The following is a 23,331-nucleotide window of genomic DNA, read 5'->3' as shown; positions in this document are numbered from 1 at the left end:
TGAATCCTGGAAGGAGCCGTCCCATGTTTGAATCCGCTGAAATCGGTCACGCCATCGACAAAGACACCTACGAGGCGGCCGTCCCGGCATTGCGCGAAGCCTTGCTCGAAGCCCAGTTTGAATTGCAGCAGCAGAAGCGTTTCCCGGTGATCATTTTGATCAACGGCATCGAAGGCGCGGGCAAGGGCGAGACGGTCAAGTTGCTCAACGAGTGGATGGACCCGCGCCTGATCGAAGTACGCACCTTCGATCAACAGACTGATGAAGAGCTGTCCCGGCCACCGGCCTGGCGCTATTGGCGGATGCTCCCGGCCAAGGGGCGCATGGGCATTTTCTTCGGCAACTGGTACAGCCAGATGCTGCAAGGGCGGGTGCATGGCCTGTTCAAGGATCCGCGTCTGGATCAGGCGATTGCCGGTGCCGAACGTCTGGAAAAAATGCTTTGTGATGAAGGCGCGCTGATCTTCAAATTCTGGTTTCACTTGTCGAAGAAACAGATGAAGGCGCGGCTCAAGGCACTCGCCGATGACCCGCTGCACAGCTGGCGCATCAGCCCGCTGGACTGGCAGCAATCGCAAACCTACGACAAGTTCGTCAAATACGGCGAGCGCGTGCTGCGCCGTACCAGCCGCGATTATGCGCCATGGCATGTAATCGAAGGTGTCGACGCCCACTACCGCAGTCTGGCGGTCGGCAAGATTCTCCTCGAAGGTTTGCAAAATGCGCTGAAGCGTCCGGACGTGCATCCCCACGATGTCAGCGCCGCGCCGCTGGGCACACCGGTCGATCAATTGAACCTGCTCGACAGCCTCGACCTGACTCAGCGCCTGGACAAGAAAGACTACGAAGAACAACTGATCACCGAACAGGCGCGTCTGTCCGGGCTGATGCGCGACAAACGCATGCGCCGCCACGCCTTGGTGGCGGTGTTCGAAGGCAACGACGCGGCAGGCAAGGGCGGGGCGATCCGTCGGGTCGCGGCGGCGCTCGATCCACGTCAGTACAACATCGTGCCGATTGCCGCGCCCACCGAAGAGGAACGTGCGCAGCCATACTTGTGGCGCTTCTGGCGGCACATTCCGGCGCGCGGCAAGTTCACCGTGTTCGACCGCTCCTGGTACGGCCGGGTGTTGGTCGAGCGAATCGAAGGCTTCTGCACGCCGGCCGACTGGTTGCGCGCTTATGGCGAGATCAATGATTTCGAGGAGCAACTGGCGGACGCCGGAGTGATCGTGGTCAAGTTTTGGCTGGCCATCGACAAGGACACGCAGATGGAGCGTTTCCAGGCGCGCGAAGAGATCCCGTTCAAACGCTTCAAAATCACTGAGGACGATTGGCGCAACCGCGACAAGTGGGATGCCTACCGTGCCGCCGTCGGCGATATGGTCGACCGCACCAGCTCAGAGATTTCGCCGTGGACACTGGTTGAAGCCAACGACAAACGCTGGGCCCGGATCAAGGTGTTGCGCACCATCAACCGCGCACTCGAAGACGCCTTCGAGAAATCCGACAAGCATGCGAAGAAGCACAAGGACTGAACCGATGGACGCGCATACGCGGGGTGAATGATTGTCGCGGTCGGCAATGGGGTGGACTTATGCTCGGTCCACTCTCAACCGACAACAACAATGAGGTATGCCATGCGTGAAGTGGTGATCGTCGACAGCGTGCGGACTGGCCTGGCCAAATCCTTTCGCGGCAAGTTCAACCAGACCCGTCCCGATGACATGGCGGCTCATTGCGTCAACGCGCTGCTTGAGCGCAACGACATCGACCCGGCCAGCGTCGAGGATTGCATCGTCGGCGCCGGCTCCAACGAAGGTGCGCAGGGTTACAACATCGGCCGCAACGTCGCGGTGCTCTCGCGTCTGGGCACTGGCACGGCCGGCATGACCCTCAACCGTTTCTGCTCGTCGGGTTTGCAGGCGATTGCGATTGCCGCCAACCAGATTGCCTCGGGCTGCAGCGATATCATCGTCGCCGGTGGCGTTGAATCGATCAGCCTGACGATGAAAAGCGTCAACACCGATCACCTGATCAACCCGCTGCTCAAGCAGCAGACGCCGGGCATCTATTACACGATGGGCCAGACCGCCGAAGTGGTTGCGCGGCGTTATGGCGTCAGTCGTGAAGCGCAGGATCGTTATTCGCTGCAAAGTCAGATCCGCACTGCGCAGGCGCAAGCCGCAGGCCGCTTTAACGATGAAATCGTGCCGATGGCGGTGAAGTATCGCGTCGAGGACAAGAACACTGGCGAGGTGCAGATTCTCGATGGCGTGGTCGATCGCGACGACTGCAACCGCCCCGATACCACTTACGAAAGCCTCGCCGGGTTGAAGCCGGTATTTGCCGAAGACGGTTCTGTGACGGCGGGTAACTCGTCGCAGTTGTCCGACGGTGCGTCAATGACGCTGGTGATGAGTTTGGAAAAGGCCCTGCAACTGGGGCTCAAGCCGAAGGCTTTTTTTCGGGGTTTTACCGTGGCCGGTTGCGAACCGGACGAAATGGGCATCGGCCCGGTGTTCTCGGTGCCGAAACTGCTCAAGGCCAAAGGCTTGCAAGTGGCGGATATCGATCTGTGGGAATTGAACGAGGCGTTTGCTTCGCAGTGCCTGTACAGCCGTGACCGGCTGGAGATCGATAACGACAAGTACAACGTCAACGGCGGTTCGATTTCCATTGGTCACCCGTTCGGCATGACCGGATCGCGGCAGGTCGGGCATCTGGTGCGGGAGTTGCAGCGGCGTAACCTGCGTTACGGGATCGTCACCATGTGTGTGGGCGGCGGGATGGGCGCTACCGCGTTATTTGAAGCGGTGCGTTAACCGCCAAAAGATTTGTCGATTGATATACCGCATTCGCGAGCAGGCTCGCTCCCACAGGGTTCAGGGTGGACATATTTTCAATGTTCACCTAAATCCTGTGGGAGCGAGCCTGCTCGCGAATGAATTCACCACTGACTATCGGTTCGAATCCTGTAGTTGCATCCGCGAGATATAAGCCTTTATTTCCTGCTCAGCCTTCTCGGCACTGTCGAAAGGCCCCTCAAGGGTATTTTCCCGAGTACTGAAATACAGTTCGCCATTGACCCGACACAGCCGATCGCTGCGAAAGTGCGTGGCGGGGGCGTTGTCGAGAGCGCGCATTGCTAACATGACCGGTCTCCTTGGCTGATGTGCTGAAACGGATCCAATGAGCTTATGCCTGAAGCACTTGACGCGCCCGACCAGCCGATCAACGGCGCCGCGTCAATTTAATGCTGCGACCTGCACAGTTTCATTCGCGTCCTGGCCGTAACTGTCCCTGTGTGCCGATCCACGGCGCGCCTAGAATGGGCGCACTTGTCAGCAGGCTTTGGGGTTTCCATGCACATTTCTTCGGGTCGCTGGGTGTACGGCTTGTTCCTGGCGCTGCTGACCGCGTTTCTCTGGGGCATCCTGCCGATCAAACTCAAACAGGTGCTGCTGGTGATGGACCCGATCACGGTAACGTGGTTTCGCCTGCTGGTGTCCGGCGGTTGCCTGTTCATTTATCTGGCCGCGGTCAAGCGCTTGCCGAGTCGCAAAGTGCTCGGGCCCAAGGGTGGCTGGCTGGTGTTGATGGCGGTGCTCGGACTGGTCGGCAACTATGTGTTGTACCTGATGGGCCTCAATCTGCTCAGCCCCGGCACCGCGCAACTGGTGGTGCAAATGGGCCCGATCATGTTGCTGATCGCCAGTCTGTTTGTGTTCAAGGAGCGTTTCAGCATCGGCCAGGGCATTGGCCTTGCGGTGCTGTTGATCGGTTTTGTGCTGTTCTTCAATCAGCGGTTGGCCGAGTTGCTGACGTCGTTGTCGGATTACACCGCGGGCGTTTTGCTGGTGTTGCTGGCATCCACGGTGTGGACCTTTTATGCGTTGGGCCAGAAGCAATTGCTGACAGTGTGGAATTCGCTGCAGGTGATGATGGTGATCTACCTGTTCTGCGCCTTGCTGCTGACGCCGTGGGTGCATCCGCTCGAAGCGCTGAACCTCAGCCCGTTGCAGGGTTGGCTGCTGCTGGCGTGCTGCATGAATACCTTGATTGCTTACGGCGCGTTCGCCGAAGCGCTGGCGCATTGGGAGGCGTCGCGGGTCAGTGCAACGTTGGCGATCACGCCGTTGGTGACGTTTGGCGCGGTAGCGATCGCGGCCGGGGTCTGGCCGGACTATGTGCATGCCGAACAGATCAATGCGCTGGGCTATGGTGGGGCGGTGCTGGTGGTGCTGGGGTCGGCGCTGGTGGCGTTGGGGCCTTCGTTGATCGCCGGGCTCAAGGCGCGGCGGATGAAGATGGCGGCCAGTTAAATACAGTCGCTCCCATTCGCGAGCAAGCTCGCTCCCACATTCGACTGCATTCTCATGGTGGAAATGCGGTCCACTGTGGGAGCGAGCTTGCTCGCGAAGACGGATTTACAGCCGCTACAAAACTAACCCTTGGCGCCAGCCTCGATCATGTTTTCCGGGCGCACCCACGCATCAAACTCTTCATCCGTCAGATACCCCAACGCCAACGCCGCCTCACGCAAAGTCAGCCCTTCGCTGTAAGCCTTCTTGGCGATTTCCGCCGATTTGTCATAGCCGATGTGCGGGTTCAGTGCCGTCACCAGCATCAGCCCACGTTCCAGATGTCGGGCCATGACCTCCGCATCCGGCTCCAGTCCGGCAATGCAGTGCTGTTGGAAGTTACTGCAGCCATCGCCGAGCAGGCGAATCGATTGCAGCAGGTTGTGAATGATCACCGGTTTGTACACGTTCAACTGCAAGTGGCCCTGACTGGCGGCAATGCCGATGGTCACGTCATTGCCCAGTACCTGACAGGCGAGCATCGACAACGCTTCGCACTGGGTCGGGTTGACCTTGCCGGGCATGATCGAGCTGCCCGGTTCGTTGGCCGGCAGGCGCACTTCGGCGAAACCTGCGCGTGGGCCGGAGCCGAGCAGACGCAGGTCGTTGGCGATTTTCATCAGCGCCACGGCGAGGGTTTTCAGCGCGCCGGAGAGGCTGGTCAGCGGTTCGTGGCCGGCGAGGGCGGCGAATTTGTTTGGTGCGGTGACGAACGGCAGGCCAGAGAGCGCCGCCAGCTCGGCGGCAATCGCTTCACCAAAACCGTGCGGCGAATTCAGCCCGGTACCGACCGCCGTGCCACCCTGCGCCAGTTCACACACCGCCGGCAGTGCCGCACGGATCGCCCGTTCGGCGTAATCCAGCTGTGCGATAAAACCGGACAATTCCTGACCGAAGGTAATCGGCGTCGCGTCCATCATGTGCGTGCGCCCGGTTTTCATCAGCTTCATGTGCCGTGCGGCCAGTTCCGCGAGGCCGCCGGACAACTCGGCAATCGCCGGCAGCAGTTGTTCCTGCACGGCTTGCGCGGTGGCGATGCTCATGGCGGTGGGGAAGCAGTCGTTGGAGCTTTGCGAGCGGTTGACGTGGTCGTTCGGGTGCACCGGCGTCTTGCCGCCACGCGGGTTGCCGGCCAGTTCGTTGGCGCGACCGGCAATCACTTCGTTGACGTTCATGTTGCTCTGGGTGCCGCTGCCGGTTTGCCAGACGACGAGCGGGAACTGGTCGTCGTGCTGGCCGTCGAGTACTTCGTCGGCGGCCTGTTCGATCAGGCGGGCAATGTCGGCGGGCAGGTCACCGTTGCGGTCGTTGACGCGGGCGGCGGCTTTCTTGATCAGGGCCAGAGCGTGCAATACCGGCAGCGGCATGCGTTCCTGACCAATGGCGAAGTTGATCAGCGAGCGTTGCGTTTGAGCCCCCCAGTAAGCATCGTCCGGGACTTCGATCTGGCCCAGGCTGTCGGTTTCGATACGGCTCATCGTGCACACTCCTGTTGGTCTGTTTGCGCAGTTTAGGCCGGCTTCGGCCCCGGTGGTTCCATCGAACCGATTGTTGACCGGTAAAACCCGGGCAATCAAGCGCGGCAAGGCTCGGGGGTTGAGCCACGAGGTTTTTTAGGCGCAGAATGGTCGCCCTTGGGGTTTTACCTCGCCTAGCTGAAAAGGAAACTCGATGACTCGTCTTCGTGCCATCTGCACCGCGGTTGCACTGGTTTGCGCCAGCGGCCAGGTGCTTGCCGATACCGCCAGCCACAACGCCAGTGCTGAAGCTTTTCTGACCCTGGCGCACGCTGACAAGCTGGGCACTCCGGTGTACATGCAAGTGCAGCAAATGTTCGCTCAGCGTTTCGAACAGACCAAAGCCCCGGAAGCCAAGAAGGCCGTCCTGGAAACCTACCAGGCCAAGGCTAACGCTGCGCTGGACCAGGCCATTGGCTGGAACAAGCTGAAACCGGACATGGTCAAGCTCTACACCACTAACTTCAGCGAATCGGAGCTGAAGGATCTGGTCGCGTTCTACCAGTCGCCACTGGGCAAGAAAGTCCTGGAAAAAATGCCGCAGCTGACTCAGCAATCGGCCCAGATGACCCAGGCCAAACTGGAAAGCGCCGTACCGGTCGTCAACAAGCTGCTCGACGACATGACCAAAGAGCTGGACCCGAAAGGCGCTGCTGCGCCGGCCAAGAAGAAGTAAGCGGAGTTCGTGATGACCATGCAACAACGCATCGAATCGACGCTGGCCCTGCTTCAGCCTGAGCACCTGCAAGTGCTGGATGAAAGCCACATGCACAGTCGCGGGCTACAGACGCACTTCAAGGCAGTGGTAGTCAGTGCGCAGTTCGACGGCCTGAACCGGGTCAAGCGCCACCAGAAAGTCTACGGCACGCTCGGCGAGCTGATGGGCGAGTTCCATGCGTTGGCGCTGCACACCTACACCCCGCAGGAATGGGCAGAGATCGACGCCGCCCCGGCGTCGCCGACCTGTGCCGGCGGCAGCAAGCATTAAGCTTCGGTTTTTTGCTAGAATCCGCAACGCGCCGCTCACCCGGCGCGTTTTTTTTTGAATCCGGTTCACCCTTTGCGAGGGTAGCCACCTGGAGAAATACCCATGACACAACCGATTGTCGTGGCGGCACTGTATAAGTTCGTCACCCTCGAAGATTACGTCAACCTGCGCGAGCCACTGCTGCAAGCGATGGTCGACAACCAGATCAAAGGCACCCTGCTGATCGCCGAAGAAGGCATCAACGGCACGGTCTCCGGCACCCGCGAAGGCATCGACGGCCTGCTCGCCTGGCTCAAGAACGACCCACGCATGATCGACATCGATCACAAAGAGTCGTACTGCGACGAGCAGCCGTTCTATCGCACCAAAGTCAAACTGAAGAAAGAGATCGTCACCCTCGGTGTCGAAGGCGTCGACCCGAACAAAAAGGTCGGCACTTACGTTGATCCGCAAGACTGGAACGCGTTGATCAGCGACCCGGAAGTGCTGTTGATCGACACGCGTAACGATTACGAAGTGTCGATCGGCACCTTCGAAGGCGCCATCGATCCGAAAACCACCAGTTTTCGCGAATTTCCTGACTACATCAAAGAACACTTCAACCCGGCCGTGCACAAGAAGGTCGCGATGTTCTGCACCGGTGGCATTCGCTGCGAAAAAGCTTCGAGCTACATGCTCGGCGAAGGTTATGAAGAGGTTTACCACCTCAAGGGCGGCATTCTGAAGTACCTCGAAGAGGTGCCGCAGGAAGAAACCAAGTGGCAGGGCGACTGCTTCGTCTTCGACAACCGCGTGACCGTGCGCCACGACCTCAGCGAAGGCGACTACGATCAATGTCATGCCTGCCGCACACCGGTCAGCGTTGCCGATCGCACCTCGGAGCATTACGTGGCCGGCATCAGTTGCCCGCATTGCTGGGACACGCTGAGCGAGAAAACCCGCCGTAGCGCCATCGATCGGCAAAAGCAGATCGAACTGGCCAAGGCGCGCAACCAGCCGCACCCGATCGGCTACAACTATAAGCAAGCATCCACCGAGGCTTAATCATGTCAGCACGCCTGCTCTATGTGATGGATCCGATGTGTTCGTGGTGCTGGGGCTTTGCTCCGGTGGCCAAGGCATTGGTGGAGCAGGCGCAAGCAGCCGGGGTGGAGTTGCATCTGGTGGTCGGTGGCTTGCGCACCGGCAGCGGCTCGGCGCTGGAGCCGACCACGCGGCGCTACATCCTTGAGCACTGGCAAGCGGTCACCGAGGCCACCGGCCAGCCGTTCAAGTTTGACGGCGCCTTGCCCGACGGTTTTGTCTACGACACCGAACCTGCTTGCCGGGCGATCGTCACCGCGCGCAGTCTGGCGCCGGATTGTGCATGGACACTGGTCGGACTGATTCAGCAGGCGTTCTACGCCGAGGGCCGCGATGTCACTCAGGCCAGCGTGCTGGTCGAGTTGGCTGAGCAGGCCGGTGTACCGCGTATCGAATTCGCCGCGTTGTTCGATCATGCCGATCAGCACAAAGCGACTCAGGCCGATTTCAGTTGGGTGCAGGATCTCGGCATCGCCGGGTTTCCGACCCTGCTTGCCGAGCGCAACGGCCAGCTGGCGTTGCTGACCAACGGCTATCAACCGCTCAGCGAACTGTCGCCGTTGCTCGGCCGCTGGCTGGAGCGCGCTGCCTGTGCCTGACCTGGCCGATGACACGCCAGCCGTAAAGCGTGTCGACCGGCTGAGCTGGGCAGAAGTCCGGCGACTGGCTCTCACACACAAAAAATCCCTGTGGATCGCTAACGGCGTGGCCGTGCTGGCGACGCTGTGCAGCGTGCCGATTCCACTGCTGCTGCCGTTGCTCGTCGACGAAGTGCTGCTTGGCCACGGCGATGCGGCACTGAAAGTCATGAACCACGTGTTGCCAGGCATGTGGCAGCAAGCGGCGGGTTACATCGGCCTGATGCTGGTGGTGACGCTGACTCTGCGCTGCAGCTCGCTGTGCTTTGGCGTGTTGCAGTCGCGATTGTTTGCGCGACTGGCCAAGGACATCGTCTATCGCATTCGCGTGCGCTTGATCGAGCGCCTCAAACGCATTTCCCTCGGTGAATACGAAAGCCTCGGTAGCGGCACGGTGACCACGCACCTGGTCACGGACCTCGATACCCTCGACAAATTTGTCGGCGAAACCCTCAGTCGTTTCCTGGTGGCGATGCTGACGCTGGTCGGCACCGCGAGCATCCTGATGTGGATGCACTGGAAGCTGGCGCTGCTGATTCTGCTGTTCAACCCGCTGGTGATCTACGCGACGGTGCAGTTGGGCAAACGGGTCAAACACCTGAAGAAACTCGAGAACGACAGTACCTCGCGCTTCACTCAGGCGTTGAGCGAAACCCTCGATGCGATTCAGGAGATACGCGCCGGCAACCGTCAGGGCTTCTTCCTCGGGCGGCTCGGTCTGCGGGCGCAGGAAGTGCGTAATTACGCGGTCAACTCGCAGTGGAAAACCGACGCCTCGAACCGCGCCAGTGGGTTGCTGTTTCAGTTCGGCATCGACATCTTCCGTGCGGCGGCGATGCTCACGGTGTTGTTCTCCGATCTGTCGATCGGCCAGATGCTCGCAGTGTTCAGCTACCTGTGGTTCATGATCGGCCCGGTCGAGCAACTGCTTAACCTGCAATACGCCTACTACGCGGCGGGCGGCGCGCTGACGCGGATCAACGAGCTGCTGGCGCGTGCCGATGAGCCGCAATACCCCGGCGGTGTCGATCCGTTCAAGGGCCGTGACACCGTCGGCATTCAGGTGCAAGGCCTGAGCTTCGGCTACGGCGATGAACTGGTGCTGGATCAACTGGATCTGTCGATTGCTCCCGGTGAAAAAGTTGCGATTGTCGGCGCCAGTGGCGGCGGCAAAAGTACCCTGGTGCAATTGCTCCTCGGGCTGTACACGCCGCTGGCCGGCACCATCCGTTTCGGCGGCTCGACCCAGCAGGAGATTGGCCTGGAAACGGTGCGGGAAAACGTTGCCGTGGTGCTGCAACACCCGGCGCTGTTCAACGATACCGTGCGCGCCAACCTGACCATGGGCCGCACTCGCAGCGACGAAGCCTGCTGGCAGGCACTGGAAATCGCCCAGTTGGACGCGACCATCCGTGCCTTGCCGGAGGGTCTCGACAGCATCGTCGGTCGCTCCGGTGTGCGCCTGTCCGGCGGTCAGCGCCAACGCCTGGCGATTGCGCGGATGATTCTCGCCGAGCCGAAAGTGGTGATCCTCGACGAGGCCACCTCGGCCCTCGACGCCGCCACCGAATACAACCTGCATCAGGCCATGGCGCGCTTCCTCCATGGCCGCACCACGTTGATCATTGCTCACCGTCTGTCAGCGGTGAAGCAGGCCGACCGGGTACTGGTATTCGACGGCGGGCAAGTGGCCGAGGATGGCGACCATCAGCAACTGATTGCCGATGGTGGTTTGTACGCCAAGCTGTATGGGCATCTGCAACGCCTGTAGGTCATTCCCACATGACCTTCAGGCCATCCGCCGATCCGTTGAAGCCAAACTCTTTGACCACCACCGAACAGCTGGTGCAGGGCGGCAATGTGGTGACCACCTCGATGGAGGTGATCGTCGCCGGGTCCGGGTATTTTTCCCGCAGCACTTTGATCAGCTTGGCCTCGCTGTCCAGTGATGTCGGGCGAGTCGTCATTGTCGGTTTATAGTTTTCGATATTCTTTATCGTATGGGGAATGGCTAACAACCTGCCGTCTCCCGAGACATTCAGCGACGTCTCGGGGAATCTCCGGCCGGCATCTACGTTGAAGTATGTGGTGTTTTTTCCGACCTTGACGCTTTCGTTGGCAAACGGAGGGCTGAATAACGGCAGCTCTGAAGTCATGTCGTACTTGCCGGAAACACTGACATACACTTCACGCTCGCCGTCGGCTTTGACGATGTCGGCATAGGCGATGTTTCTGGCTTTCCCAGTGTATTGGCTAGGGGGAAGCAGGTTTTGCACTCTGGCGATGACTTGATCGGTGACCAGGTCGCTGTGCAAAATCCTTTCGAACACCGGGTAGAAGTGCCGCAAATCCTTGGGGATGGGTTTGCCAGCGCGCAGGGTATCGAAGATATCCGCCGCTCTCTGACGAAAATCCGCCGGGGCGTTTTGACTGCGAGACCATGAGGTCACCCCCTTGGCGCGCCGGCTGACAATCATGCGTGTGGAGTGATCGAACAACACCGCTTCGCCCGGACTGGTATCGACTTTCAGCTTGGTGAGCGTATTGGGCGGGATGGCATGGCCGCCAATCGGTATGGCGATCTGCTCCATGGTTTGCATCGCTCGCTCCACGGCTTCAATGCCGTAGATCCTTGCCATGTTGTTGGCGTTGAGCGAACCGGTGTAGACCGTGATCAATTCGCGACGCTCAACGTCCGACAGTGTCGAGGCTTTGAGAAACACCAGATTATCCTGCAGGCTCTTTCCGGGTAGAAGATTGGCCACATAGAAATCATCGGCGTTAAGGCGTGTAAATACATAGTGCTTCGATCCGTCGATGGCTTCGACAATGACTGCGCCGACTTCAAACAGGTGGAAGTCCTGCTGTTGAAACACATTGATTTGCAGGCGCCCATACAAGCCCTTGCGAAACACCATCAGGCCGTTGAGCCTGCTGATTGAGTCAAACGCATTGGCGCTCATCGGCGCATGGCCTTTAGGACGTGTATAGAGACTGTCGCCGAACCATGTCGCCCAACCTTTGCTTTCGTCATAGCTGCCGACAGCGGGCGTCGGAGCTGGATCGCGGGTGACCAAACGGGTTTCGCAGGATTGCCCTGGTGCGCGCTTTACCCGGCACGGTACGGCGATGAACCTTTCCGAAGTATCGATGTGAGTGGCGCGGCGCAAGGTGTTTGCGTCGAGTTGATAGGCGACATCATCGATAAACATCGTCGTACGGCCATCGACTTCAAGCACTTCACTGACGCTGGTCTGTTCGGAGATCTTTACGGTGACGTGCTGATCGGTGACTGCAACCGATCGGTAAGCGGAGCTGCCGATTGAAAACCTGTAGTTCTTGTCATTCAGCGACGGGCCGTACGGTTTGTTGGTGAGCGGGTCGACCATTCGATAATCGCGCTGCGGTGCACCAGCGGCTCGGCGAATCGGTATGTCGTCCACACCTCTGGAAGACCCCAGTTCATTGAAACCGCCAAGGGTTTTGTAGCGTCCCGGTTGGGTAATTTGTGGCAAGCCATTGATGATGTCGTAAGTGCCGGTTCTTGCGGCCAGTTTCTCGATTTTTTTGATCGCCAGCTTCAACAGGCTTTTGTTCAGGGCATAAAGCCCAACGAGCACGCCCTTCGTCAGCTGCGGTAGACCATTGAACGGGATGAACTCTTTCGCTGATGCCAACAGCAGTTTCGCGGACAGGTTCGAGAAACGCGGCAGGACCTGTTTGTAGCCCAGGCGCAGCGCAGTCGAGGCCAGCTTGACCGTGCCTGAAACGAATTTTCCGACCGGCATGCCAAACGACAGAATATCGGTCACGATGCCAAATATCGCCGCATGCCGTTTATTGGGATTGTCCGAGTCCAGATCGTCGAGGTTGCCGAAAAAGGGCAAGAATTTAAGAAGCTTTTCAAACAGCGAAGGGCCGTCCTCGCGCTTTTCGAGCTCGGTCTGTTGCCGGGCGTGGGCGTAGAGCATGGCCTCGTTGTAATAAAAGAACGACTGGGCGATGTATGTGGCCAGCTTTGAGCTGCCGGCTGAGGAAATCAGCGCAGGCGCATCGGCCGCTGGCGCCCCTGTAAACGTTTCACCCAGTTGTTCGATGATGGCGATACAGGAGGCGTCTTTCTTGGGGACATCACCTTTTTCATGAGCATCGCGATCAAACGGCACCGACGTCCCGCGCCGCACGTCGACGTTGACCGAGCCACGCCCGGTGCGCCAGTTCTCGCTGGTGATACGACCGTCGAGCAACGCGGTGGTCATGTCATTGCGCTCGCGGATGATCCCGGCGCGCGGCAGGCACTCGTACCATGAGGTTTTGCCGCGGTAGTCCAGCCTCAGGATAAAACCCATGCGCAGGCGTAGCGGCAGGGTCAGGCTGGGCTTCTCCTGACCCGACTCCAGCCCGGTGGTTGAATCGCGCAAGGTGTAGAGGCGCGTCTGACCATATTCGATGGCTTGCCGGGCATCATGCGGGAGGCGGAGGAACATTTCGCCGAGCAGGGTTTGATAGGCGGCTTTGGTGGCGGTGAGATAGCGGGTGTATTCGGTCTGGAACAGGTCATTGACGTCGGGCAGGGTCTTCGTAAGCAGCATTGGCGCAAGCCAGCTGGCCGTCGTGTGCAACGAACCGTCGGCGTTAATGCGCAATGTGCCAGTGGTCAGTGTTTCGCTGTTGGGGCGACTGATACTCCAGGTTCGGCCCTTGTGGCCCTTCCACATATACACCTCCTGGAGACTGACCCTGTGTTGCCGCACATCTGGAACCTGTCTGAAGCCGCCTCCTGAAGCTGGTTCGACGTACCTGGCCAGCTTTCGGCTGTCTCTGCTGAAATACAGATAGCCGAAAACCTTGCTGATTTCCCGATCGGCGATATCCGCTCTTTTCGGGCTGTCGACATCCATTTGCTTAAGGGCTTCGGTCAATTTGTTGATGTGCGTATCAAGTGCTTGCAGCGCTTGCTCTTGCTGCTCATCGCTGTACTGAGTGTCGGTGTGCGGCGGCAAGACGCCAGTGGCGACAGCCCAATCCACCGCCGGAGGTATTCGGCACCAGGCGATCAGGGCCAGTTCCTGTTCGCTGGCGACGGTGGACTCTTCCAGCGGAAAATCCACCAGTTGCTGAAAGGTCATGTGGGCCACGCGCTCAGGCTCGATCACTTCGGCCAGATTGAGCCCGTGGACGAAATTCACCCAGATGACGGAGCTTTTGTAGGGCAGGTCGGCCGGGATATCGGCGCGGTGGAAGTCGTTGGGAAATTCACAGCGGTACACACTGGCCAGCAAGACCGCTTCGGACGCCGTTGCGGCCCGGTTGCTTTGCAACAGGTGGTCCTCGAATTCACGCCAGATCGTCTGATAACTTTTGCCGTAGTGGCAGGGCTGTTGCCACGCATAGCCAGCGATAGCCTGCGCGGCGTCGGCAGCGCGCTGCCCCCAGACACGGATGGCACGGCTCAGGAGTTTGTTGCGTACCAGCGGCGAGGCCTGTTCTTCCGCCGCTTTGCCGAACCAGTCCAGCGCTACCAGTAATGCCTGGGCGAGGCGGCTGGCCTCGCTCGATTGGAGGATTTTTTCCAAGTACACCGTGGGTGTCTGGCGAATGTTCGCCAGCGTGGTTTCTGCCGGCAGTGTTTTCGCAAGATGGCTGAGCAACGACGTTTCAGTTGCCGGGAGGAAGTCGCGCACGGCCTGTTTTATTTTCGCGGCCGTCAGGCGTTCGAGTCCGGTGGCGAAGGACGCCGATTCTGCCGAGGGCAAGCGTTTTTGGTCACGCAGTGACTTGCGTTCGGCAGCGGTCGTTGTGCCGTTCAGCAGGTCGATGTCGACGCCGCTTTCCAGTTGCAGTGCATGCCGGGCGCGTTTTTCATCCAGCGCGTGCAGTGCCGCGTGATGTTGCGCCGGGTCGGCAGGGTCCCAGGGCGGCATGCCGTAGTACAACGCCATACTGGCGAGGCTGCACTGTCCATCCGGGTGCAGCAGCCCAGGCTTGTCAGGTGCAGTAGGTTGTTTGCCGGCCGCCAGGACCAGAGGGGCGAACGGCTGTGGTCGGATCAAGGTGTCGGTCAGGGCCGAGGCGACGGCAGGGATACTTCGCAGTTTCGCCAGCAACCTGCTGTACTCCTCCAGCAGCGCCTGATGTCGAATGGCAGCGGTGGCGGCGGGATCGGATTCGTCGGTGGAGGCAGACGGGGTTTGCATGATGCGTGGTCCTTTTGGTGATCATGGGGTCCGTGCGGTTTCGCCCGGCGGGCGGAGACCGAGGAGATGACCGCAGTAAATCGTTTCCAAAAGGTTGGGCGGTGGTACATATGTATGGCTGGCTGAACAAAGGTTGACGCAGGCGCCGCTTGCCTAGACAAGGAAGCCAACCTAGTCTCGTTGAAGCGATTTCGTCCGCACGACGAGCGGGCAGTGCTCATGCAAGGACTCTCATGAAGCAAAAGCGGACTCTCGGCACGCCACGGTTGTTAGGCATCGTCTGGCCATTCATTGCCGTCGTGTTGTTTCAGGCGCTGCTGGGCGGCGTCAGTCTTTACGTGCTTTCGGCCGTTCGCGGTTATGTCGCTGGCGAAAGCCTGTGGTCCAAGGGCCAGAAAGACGCGATCTACTACCTCAATTTGTATGCCGACAGCCGCGACGAGGCGATTTTTCTCAAATACCAGAACGCGATTGCCGTGCCTCAGGGCGGCCATCAGTTGCGGCTGGCGCTGGACCGCCAGCCACCGGATCTGGCGGCAGCGCGTGAAGGCATTCTCAAGGGTGGCAACCACCCGGACGACGTCTCCAGCCTGATCTGGCTCTATCTGAATTTTCGTCATTTCAGTTACCTGGAAACCGCCATCGACCGCTGGACAGTCGGTGACGCTTATCTGGTGCAACTCGATGACGTCGCCCGGGAGATGCAGCAGCGCATCTCGGACAATCAGGCCAGCTCGGCGGATATCCAGCGCTGGAAAGCTCAGATCCTCGCCATCAACGAAAGTGTGACGCCGGCGGCCAAAGCATTCAGCGATGCGCTGGGTGAAGGTTCGCGGATGATTCTGCGGCTGTTGCTGCTCACCAACATTGCCACGGCGCTAGGGCTGATCGTGTTGGCGCTGCTACGCACGCACAAACTGCTCAAGCAGCGCCATGCGTTTGCCGAAGCGTTGCAACTGGAGAAGGATCGGGCACACATCACTTTGCAATCGATTGGCGACGGGGTGATCACCACGGACGTCGCCGGCGCGATCGATTACATGAACCCCGCCGCCGAAGCCATGACCCACTGGAAGGCCGAGCAGGCGGCCGGCCTGCCGCTGGCGGCGCTGTTCAACTTGCTCGACGACAATGCCCAGGCCGAAGGCCTGACCCTGATCGAACACATCCTCAGCGGCAAGCTCAGTGGCGGCAGCGAACACTCCAAACTGATCCAGCGCCTGGATGGCAGCACCGTTTCGGTGACGCTGGTTGGTGCGCCGATCCGTAATGCCGGCAAGGTCAGTGGCACCGTGCTGGTGTTGCACGACATGACGCAGGAGCGGCAATACATCGCCAACCTGTCGTGGCAGGCCACCCACGATGCCTTGACCGGGCTGGCCAATCGTCGCGAGTTTGAATACCGCCTGGAACAGGCCCTGCACAACCTCACCCGTCAGCCTGGCCGGCACGCGCTGATGTTCCTCGATCTGGATCAGTTCAAACTGGTCAACGACACCTGCGGCCATGCCGCCGGCGATGAGCTGTTGCGGCACATTTGCACGCTGCTGCAATCGGGCCTGCGCGAGGGCGACACGCTGGCGCGGCTGGGCGGCGATGAATTTGGCATCCTGCTGGAGAACTGCGCGCCGGAGGCCGCCGAGAAAATCGCCGAGGCGCTGCGCCAGACCGTGCAGAACCTGCACTTTGTCTGGAAGGGGCGGCCATTTTTGACCACGGTGAGTATTGGCCTGGTGCATATCGCGCAGACCCCGACCACGCTCGAAGCGTCGCTGCGTGCTGCGGATATGGCCTGTTACATGGCCAAGGAAAAGGGCCGCAACCGCGTGCAGGTCTATCACGCCGATGATTCCGAGCTGTCCCTGCGCTTTGGTGAAATGGCGTGGGTGCAACGTTTGCACATGGCGCTGGAGGAGAATCGTTTTTGCCTGTACGCCCAGGAAATCGCCCCGCTGAAACACAGCGACGGCAAGGGTGGCCACATTGAAATTCTGCTGCGCCTGCACGATGAAGCAGGGCGGATGATTTTGCCGGACAGTTTCATTCCGGCCGCCGAGCGATATGGTTTGATGAGTCAACTGGATCGTTGGGTAGTGCAAAACGTATTTAAGGTTATTGCTCAATGTATTGCACAAGAACATCAAGGTCCTTTAGCGATGTGTGCGATTAATCTGTCAGGAATTACTATAGGAGATGACGCGTTTTTGCACTTCCTGCGCGAACAGTTTGTTAACTACGCCATACCGCCTGAAATGATTTGTTTTGAAATTACAGAAACCAGTGCTATTTCAAATTTGGGCAGCGCAATAAGATTTATTAATGAACTCAAAGGCTTAGGTTGCTACTTCTCGTTAGATGACTTTTGCGCCGGAATGTCTTCATTCGCTTATCTGAAACATTTACCTGTAGACTTCCTGAAGATCGACGGGAGTTTCGTAAAGGATATGCTGGACGACCCGATTAACCGCGCAATGGTCGAAGTGATCAATCACATCGGGCATGTCATGGGTAAGCAGACAATTGCCGAGTTTGTTGAAACAACCCAGATCGAGCAGGCACTGCTTGAAATTGGCGTAGATTACGCTCAGGGTTATGTCATAGAACGCCCGCAGTTGTTTACCTGTGACAGTTTGCAAAGTCGGCCCGCCAGACCGCAGCCGCTGTTATTCAAAGCGCCTGGCACGTTCCGTTGAAGTCTCTTGCCGATCCTTACAATCACAAATCAAAAGGAGCCGAACAGTGATCGACACATTCAACCGAACCGGACCCCTCATGGAAGCTGCAAGTTATCCTGGCTGGGCACAACAGCTGATTCTGGATTGCAGCGAGAGCAAGCGCCGGGTTGTCGAACATGAACTTTACCTGCGCATGCGCGATAACAAGCTCAGCGCCCGAACCATGCGCCAGTACTTGATCGGCGGCTGGCCGGTGGTCGAGCAGTTTGCGTTGTACATGGCGCAGAACCTGACTAAAACCAAGTTTGCCCGTCACCCGGGCGAAGACATGGCGCGGCGCTGGCTGATGCGCAACATTCGCGTCGAACTCAATCACGCCGATTACTGGGTGCACTGGAGTCGCGCGCACGGTGTCAGTCTGGAAGATCTCCAGGCCCAGCAAGTGCCGCCGGAACTGCATGCCTTGAGTCATTGGTGCTGGCACACCAGTTCTGCCGATTCGCTGATCGTGGCGATTGCCGCCACCAACTACGCCATCGAAGGCGCGACCGGGGAGTGGTCGGCGGTGGTCTGCTCCACTGGCGTGTACGCCGCGGCATTTCCTGAGGAAGACCGCAAGCGTGCGATGAAGTGGCTGAAAATGCACGCGCAGTACGACGATGCCCACCCGTGGGAAGCGCTGGAAATCATCTGCACGCTGGCGGGGCTGAACCCGAGCAAGGCATTGCAAGCCGAACTGCGTCAGGCGGTGTGCAAGAGCTACGACTATATGTACCTGTTCCTCGAGCGCTGCATGCAACTGGAAACCTCGGAGCGCTTGCTGGTGAGCCGCGAGCGCAGGGCGGTCGTCGAGAGCTGATTATCGGCGTCACGCATAACCAATGTGGGAGCGAGCCTGCTCGCGAAAGCGGTATCTCAGTCAACTCATGGTTGAATGTCAGATCGCATTCGCGAGCAGGCTCGCTCCCACACTGTTTTTCGCTGGTTTGAAAAGCTTTAGCCCGCCATCGCCAAGCGGTTTCGGCCTTCGCGCTTGGCCACGTACAGCGCACTGTCGGCACGCCGCAACAGACTCTCCGCCGACTCGCCCGGCAGCAAGGTCGAACATCCCAGGCTGACCGTCAGCTCGATCAATTGGCCATCGGCGTAATACTCGGCAGCCTGCGCCGCGTAGCGCAGCCGCTCGCCGACCATCGCTGCCGCTTCGCGGCTGGTGTTGGACAGCAGAATCAAAAACTCTTCCCCGCCATAACGAAACACCATGTCGACGTTGCGCAGTTGTGCCTTGATGGTGGCGGCGATCGCTTTGAGTACGTCGTCACCGGCGCTGTGTCCATGGCTGTCATTGACCCGCTTGAAATGGTCGATGTCGAGCATCAGCAGCGATAACGGCTGTTGATGGCGACGGGACATCTCGATCTCGCGCTGCAGGGTCTGCTCCATGGCAATGCGATTGCCGGCGCCGGTCAGCGGATCGCGCAAAGCGCTTTGAGTGGCTTCGCGATAGAGCAGGGCATTGCGCATCGGGTACAGCAAGGATGACAGCAACGATTCCAGCTGGCCTTGTTCCTTGTCGCTGAAACGCTGATTGCGGCGGAACGCCAATTCGCCCATGTGCTCGCCTTCGTGGCTGAGGCTATAGCTGATCGAGTGATGACCGCGGGTGCCGAATTCCAGGCGCAAGTCGCTGCCCTGATGCACATAGCTCAAGGCATCCAGCGGCACCAGACGCTGAACTTCGCGGAAAAACAGGCCAAGGATGCGTTGTGGCTCAAGACTGGTTTGCAGTTGCAGGCTCATTTGCTGGCGCAGTTGCGCCAGACTGGTCGGTCGCTCCAGCAGGGGAGGCACTTGACCAAAGCCCAGGCGTTGCAATTTGGCACTGTCAAAGTCAATTGCATTGGTCTGGGAGGGTGATTTCATGTGGCGTGAACCCTTAGCAGTAAGTCTGTCTTACAGGCTGGGTGAGAGCGGCTATGGGCTGCGCGTCATACTGATCCATCAGTCCCGTAGGACATTTGGCGTAAGTTTAGTCTGCCTGATGACGATTAGTCAGCTATCGAAATCGGCCTCGCCCCATTGCCATCACGTGGCTTGCATTGAGGAAAATTAGAGCGAAAGTCGTGCCATTCGGTTCGGTTTTATTTAAACCGTTTGGAATCAATGGTTTGACTGATGGAGGGGAAAAGGCGTGCTGGAAAATTGACTGAAATGTGACAGTCACCAGCGGCAAATGTATGCCGCGACAGGAATCTGCCGCGGCAACAAAAGCGACGTATGGCAGTTATTGCGCGTTGAATGCCTGACCATTGATGCCGTTGCTGTCCGGGCCCATCAGGTAGAGGTAGACCGGCATGATCTCCTCGGGCGTCGGGTTGTTCAGCGGGTTTTCGCCCGGGTAAGCCTGAGCACGCATGCTGGTCCGCGTGCCGCCCGGGTTGATGCTGTTGGAGCGCACTGGCGCGACGCCGTCGACTTCATCGGCCAGGGTTTGCATCAGGCCTTCGGTGGCGAACTTCGACACGCCATAAGCGCCCCAGTAAGCGCGACCCTTACGGCCGACGCTGCTGGAGGTGAACACCACCGAAGCGTCTTGCGACAGTTTGAGCAGGGGCAGCAATGTGCTGGTCAGCATGAACATCGCGTTGACGTTGACCTGCATGACGCGCATGAAGTTCTCGCCGGACAATTGCTCGATCGGCGTGCGCGGACCAATGATCGAGGCGTTGTGCAACAAGCCGTCGAGGTGGCCAAACTCGGTCTCGATCATTGCGGCAAGCTCATCGTATTGATGGGGCAGGGCGGTTTCGAGGTTGAACGGAATCACCGCCGGTTGTGGGTGGCCAGCCGCCTCGATCTCGTCATAGACCTGAGTCAGGTTGGCTTCGGTCTTGCCCAGCAGCAGCACGGTAGCGCCATGGGCGGCGTAGGTTTTCGCCGCCGCCGCACCGATGCCACGACCGGCGCCGGTGACCAGAATGACCCGATCCTTGAGCAATTCGGGCCGAGCTGAATAATCAAACATAAAAACCTCACAATCCATTCATGAAGACCTGCTTCACCCTGAGTCGAGTCAGATCAGCAGCTGCAAAGCGCGCTATCGAGTACCTTGCGCAATTCCGACGGATGATCCACCACCACGTCCGCGCCCCAATGCCGCGGATTATCGTCCGGGTGGATATAGCCAAACGTCACCGCAGCGGTTTTCGTACCGGCATCGCGCCCCGATTCGATATCGCGCAGATCATCGCCGACAAACAGCACCGTCGACGGATCCAGATCAAGCATCTTGCACGCAAGGATCAACGGTTCCGGATCCGGCTTGCTGTTTTTCACATGATCCGGGCAGATCAGCAGCGCCGAACGCTCGGCCAGCCCCAGTTGCTGCATGATCGGCTCGGCAAAACGCAGTGGTTTGTTGGTGACCACGCCCCAGATCAGATTGGCCTTCTCGATATCGGCGAGCAGTTCGCCCATGCCGTCGAACAGCTTGCTGTGCACCGCGCAGCCAACCAGATAGCGCTCCAGGAACTCCAGACGCAGTTCCTCGAAGCCCGGCGATTCCGGGTCCATCGAAAACGTCACCGCGACCATGGCTTTGGCGCCGCCGGAAATCTCGTCGCGAATGTGTTTGTCGTTGATCGGCGGCAGGCCACGATCGGCGCGCATCGCCTGGCAGATGGCGATGAAGTCCGGCGCCGTGTCGAGCAGGGTGCCGTCCATATCGAAGAGAACTGCTCTGATGGCCATCGGCTTATTCCTCGCGCAGGGTCTGGATCATGTAATTGACGTCAACGTCATTGGCCAGCTTGTAGTGCTTGGTCAGCGGGTTGTAAGTCAGGCCGATGATGTCCTTGACGGTCAGGCCAGCCATGCGGCTCCAGGCACCGAGCTCGGACGGGCGGATGAATTTCTTGAAGTCGTGGGTGCCGCGCGGCAGTAACTTCATGATGTATTCCGCGCCGACGATGGCGAACAGGTAGGCCTTCGGGTTGCGGTTGATGGTCGAGAAGAACACTTGACCGCCCGGTTTGACCATGCGGAAACAGGCGCGGATCACCGACGATGGATCAGGCACGTGTTCGAGCATCTCGAGGCAGGTCACTACGTCGAACTGCTCAGGCATTTCTTCAGCGAGGTCTTCGGCAGTGATCTGGCGGTATTCGACGTTGACGCCGGACTCCAGTTGATGCAATTGCGCGACCGCCAGCGGCGCTTCGCCCATGTCGATGCCCATCACAGTGGCGCCACGCTGGGCCATGGCTTCGCTGAGGATGCCGCCGCCGCAACCGACGTCGAGGACTTTCTTGCCGGCCAGGTTGACCCGCTCGTCAATCCAGTTGACCCGCAGCGGGTTGATGTCGTGCAGCGGTTTGAATTCGCTTTCACGGTCCCACCAGCGATGGGCCAGGGCTTCGAATTTGGCGATTTCAGCGTGGTCGACGTTGCTCATGTTAAATCCTCTGAAACTTGAAAAAGGCTGTAGCCGCGGATTGTGCTCCGCGGTGTTTACGATTCGGTGTGGCCGCTGATGCGCCGGCCCCAGGCCCGGGCGGTGGCGCCCAGCTGTTCTTCGTCGAGTCGGGTCAGGCGGCGGTCATCGAGCAGTTGTTTGCCGGCAACCCACAGGTGTTTCACGCAATCGCGACCGGTGGCATATATAAGCTGCGAAACCGGGTCATACACCGGTTGCTGCGCCAGACCGGACAGGTCGAAGGCGACGATGTCCGCGGCTTTGCCGATCTCCAGCGAGCCGACTTGTGCTTCGATGCCCAGTGCCCGCGCACCATTCAGCGTGGCCATGCGCAGTGCTCGGTGGGCATCGAGCGCGGTGGCCGAACCGGCGACGGCTTTGGCCAGCAGCGCGGCGGTGCGGGTTTCGCCGAGCAGGTCGAGATCGTTATTGCTCGCCGCGCCATCGGTGCCGATCGCGACATTGACGCCAGCCTGCCACAACCGCTCGACCGGGCAGAAACCGCTGGCCAGCTTCAGGTTCGACTCCGGGCAGTGGATCACGCTGGTGTTGCTTTCTACCAGCAACGCCAGGTCGTCATCGCTGATCTGGGTCATGTGCACGGCCTGGAAACGCGGACCGAGCAAGCCCAGGCGGCCGAGGCGGGCGAGCGGGCGTTCGCCACGCTGCTCCAGCGCTTGCTGGACCTCAAAAGCGGTTTCGTGGACGTGCATGTGGATCGAGGCGTCGAGCTCCTCGGCAATCACGCGGATTTTTTCCAGGTTCTCATCGCCAACGGTGTACGGTGCATGAGGGCCGAAGGTGATCTTGATCCGTTCGTGATGCTTCAAGTCGCCGAACAACTCGACGCCCTGACGAATGGCCTCGTCGGCACTGCTGGCGCCCGGAATCGGGAAATCGAGGATCGGAATGGCGATCTGCGCGCGAATACCACTGTTGTGCACGCGCTCGCTGGCGACTTTCGGAAAGAAATACATGTCCGAGAAGCAAGTGATGCCGCCCTTGATCTGCTCGGCGATGGCCAGATCGGTGCCATCACGGACGAAGTCTTCATCGACCCATTTGGCTTCGGCCGGCCAGATGTGATTTTCCAGCCAGGTCATCAACGGCAGATCGTCGGCCAGGCCACGGAACAGCGTCATCGCCGCGTGGCCGTGCGCATTGATCAGGCCCGGAGCGAGCAACACATCCGGCAATTCGCGCACTTCAGTGGCGTTACACTTCAACGCTTCGGCGCGGGGGCCGATAAACACGATGCGACCGTCGCGGATGCCCAGGCCGTGCTCCTTGAGCACAACGCCTGCCGGTTCGACGGGTACCAGCCAGGTCGGCAGCAATAATAAGTCGAGCGCAATGGCAGGTTTCGGCATCGAGGGTCGGTTCCAGTGCTTTTGT

At 59.4% G+C, this 23,331-nt stretch carries 18 protein-coding genes; 10 read left to right on the top strand and 8 right to left on the bottom strand.

Going from position 1 to position 23,331, the window contains the following annotated elements; all coding sequences use genetic code 11:
* The first annotated feature begins 23 nt into the window (after positions 1–23).
* Together pap and A8O26_RS24815 are read left to right on the top strand one after the other, a co-directional pair.
* Positions 24–1,538 (top strand): polyphosphate:AMP phosphotransferase, encoded by a 1,515-nt coding sequence (gene pap / locus A8O26_RS24820; RefSeq protein ID WP_064120330.1) that lies wholly within the window; start codon positions 24–26, stop codon positions 1,536–1,538.
* Positions 1,539–1,640: 102 nt separating this feature from the next.
* A complete protein-coding gene (locus A8O26_RS24815; RefSeq protein WP_064120329.1) occupies positions 1,641–2,825 on the top strand; it encodes a thiolase family protein in 1,185 nt (394 codons plus the stop codon).
* A gap of 135 nt (positions 2,826–2,960) precedes the next feature.
* Here the strand turns inward: A8O26_RS24815 and A8O26_RS24810 are convergent, their stop codons facing one another.
* Positions 2,961–3,155, bottom strand: coding sequence for a DUF6316 family protein (locus A8O26_RS24810; RefSeq protein WP_064120328.1), 195 nt, complete (start codon positions 3,153–3,155; stop codon positions 2,961–2,963).
* Positions 3,156–3,365: 210 nt separating this feature from the next.
* Here A8O26_RS24810 and A8O26_RS24805 point away from each other — a divergent pair, with 210 nt between their 5' ends.
* Positions 3,366–4,325, top strand: a complete 960-nt coding sequence (locus tag A8O26_RS24805; RefSeq protein WP_064120327.1) for a DMT family transporter — start codon at positions 3,366–3,368, stop codon at positions 4,323–4,325.
* A 122-nt stretch (positions 4,326–4,447) separates the two neighbouring features.
* Here A8O26_RS24805 and A8O26_RS24800 read toward each other — a convergent pair whose 3' ends face one another.
* Positions 4,448–5,842, bottom strand: a complete 1,395-nt coding sequence (locus A8O26_RS24800; protein WP_064120326.1) for a class II fumarate hydratase — start codon at positions 5,840–5,842, stop codon at positions 4,448–4,450.
* A 193-nt stretch (positions 5,843–6,035) separates the two neighbouring features.
* On the opposite strand from A8O26_RS24800, the gene A8O26_RS24795 reads away from it, so the two are divergent.
* The 5 genes from A8O26_RS24795 to A8O26_RS24775 all read left to right on the top strand — a co-directional run bounded on the left by A8O26_RS24795 (position 6,036) and on the right by A8O26_RS24775 (position 10,361).
* Positions 6,036–6,557 carry a DUF2059 domain-containing protein gene (locus A8O26_RS24795; RefSeq protein WP_016986973.1) on the top strand — a complete coding sequence of 174 codons (522 nt, stop codon included), beginning with the start codon at positions 6,036–6,038 and terminating at the stop codon, positions 6,555–6,557.
* Positions 6,558–6,569: 12 nt separating this feature from the next.
* The gene (locus A8O26_RS24790; protein ID WP_064120325.1) at positions 6,570–6,869 is read left to right on the top strand and encodes a BolA family protein; all 300 of its coding nucleotides are present in this window, start codon (positions 6,570–6,572) and stop codon (positions 6,867–6,869) included.
* A gap of 102 nt (positions 6,870–6,971) precedes the next feature.
* Positions 6,972–7,913 (top strand): oxygen-dependent tRNA uridine(34) hydroxylase TrhO, encoded by a 942-nt coding sequence (gene trhO, locus A8O26_RS24785; protein WP_064120324.1) that lies wholly within the window; start codon positions 6,972–6,974, stop codon positions 7,911–7,913.
* Between the two features lie 35 nt (positions 7,914–7,948).
* Positions 7,949–8,551 carry a DsbA family protein gene (locus A8O26_RS24780; RefSeq protein ID WP_172828209.1) on the top strand — a complete coding sequence of 201 codons (603 nt, stop codon included), beginning with the start codon at positions 7,949–7,951 and terminating at the stop codon, positions 8,549–8,551.
* Positions 8,544–10,361: an ABC transporter ATP-binding protein gene (locus tag A8O26_RS24775; RefSeq protein WP_064120322.1), complete on the top strand. Its 1,818-nt coding sequence runs from the start codon at positions 8,544–8,546 to the stop codon at positions 10,359–10,361. The genes A8O26_RS24780 and A8O26_RS24775 overlap by 8 nt, the downstream gene beginning before the upstream one ends.
* A gap of 1 nt (position 10,362) precedes the next feature.
* Here A8O26_RS24775 and A8O26_RS24770 read toward each other — a convergent pair whose 3' ends face one another.
* Positions 10,363–14,787 carry a hypothetical protein gene (locus tag A8O26_RS24770; RefSeq protein WP_081265255.1) on the bottom strand — a complete coding sequence of 1,475 codons (4,425 nt, stop codon included), beginning with the start codon at positions 14,785–14,787 and terminating at the stop codon, positions 10,363–10,365.
* 233 nt (positions 14,788–15,020) lie between these two features.
* On the opposite strand from A8O26_RS24770, the gene A8O26_RS24765 reads away from it, so the two are divergent.
* Together A8O26_RS24765 and A8O26_RS24760 are read left to right on the top strand one after the other, a co-directional pair.
* Complete coding sequence (locus A8O26_RS24765; RefSeq protein WP_064120321.1) at positions 15,021–17,480, top strand: EAL domain-containing protein; 2,460 nt, start codon at positions 15,021–15,023, stop codon at positions 17,478–17,480.
* A gap of 79 nt (positions 17,481–17,559) precedes the next feature.
* Positions 17,560–18,321, top strand: coding sequence for a TenA family transcriptional regulator (locus A8O26_RS24760; RefSeq protein ID WP_437339889.1), 762 nt, complete (start codon positions 17,560–17,562; stop codon positions 18,319–18,321).
* 137 nt (positions 18,322–18,458) lie between these two features.
* On the opposite strand, the gene A8O26_RS24755 is transcribed toward A8O26_RS24760, so the two are convergent.
* From A8O26_RS24755 to A8O26_RS24735, 5 genes are all read right to left on the bottom strand, one after another.
* A complete protein-coding gene (locus tag A8O26_RS24755) occupies positions 18,459–19,385 on the bottom strand; it encodes a GGDEF domain-containing protein (protein WP_064120319.1) in 927 nt (308 codons plus the stop codon).
* A gap of 361 nt (positions 19,386–19,746) precedes the next feature.
* The gene (locus A8O26_RS24750; RefSeq protein WP_064120318.1) at positions 19,747–20,487 is read right to left on the bottom strand and encodes a YciK family oxidoreductase; all 741 of its coding nucleotides are present in this window, start codon (positions 20,485–20,487) and stop codon (positions 19,747–19,749) included.
* A gap of 53 nt (positions 20,488–20,540) precedes the next feature.
* Positions 20,541–21,212: an N-acetylmuramic acid 6-phosphate phosphatase MupP gene (gene mupP / locus A8O26_RS24745; RefSeq protein ID WP_038364376.1), complete on the bottom strand. Its 672-nt coding sequence runs from the start codon at positions 21,210–21,212 to the stop codon at positions 20,541–20,543.
* Positions 21,213–21,216: 4 nt separating this feature from the next.
* The gene (gene ubiG / locus A8O26_RS24740; protein ID WP_064120317.1) at positions 21,217–21,915 is read right to left on the bottom strand and encodes a bifunctional 2-polyprenyl-6-hydroxyphenol methylase/3-demethylubiquinol 3-O-methyltransferase UbiG; all 699 of its coding nucleotides are present in this window, start codon (positions 21,913–21,915) and stop codon (positions 21,217–21,219) included.
* 56 nt (positions 21,916–21,971) lie between these two features.
* The gene (locus A8O26_RS24735) at positions 21,972–23,306 is read right to left on the bottom strand and encodes a TRZ/ATZ family hydrolase (RefSeq protein ID WP_064120316.1); all 1,335 of its coding nucleotides are present in this window, start codon (positions 23,304–23,306) and stop codon (positions 21,972–21,974) included.
* Between the last annotated feature and the right edge of the window lie 25 nt (positions 23,307–23,331).

It is taken from the genome of Pseudomonas fluorescens (genome assembly GCF_001648775.1).
Classification (GTDB): domain Bacteria; phylum Pseudomonadota; class Gammaproteobacteria; order Pseudomonadales; family Pseudomonadaceae; genus Aquipseudomonas; species Aquipseudomonas fluorescens_M.
This window is presented reverse-complemented; position numbering and strand designations above follow the sequence as displayed.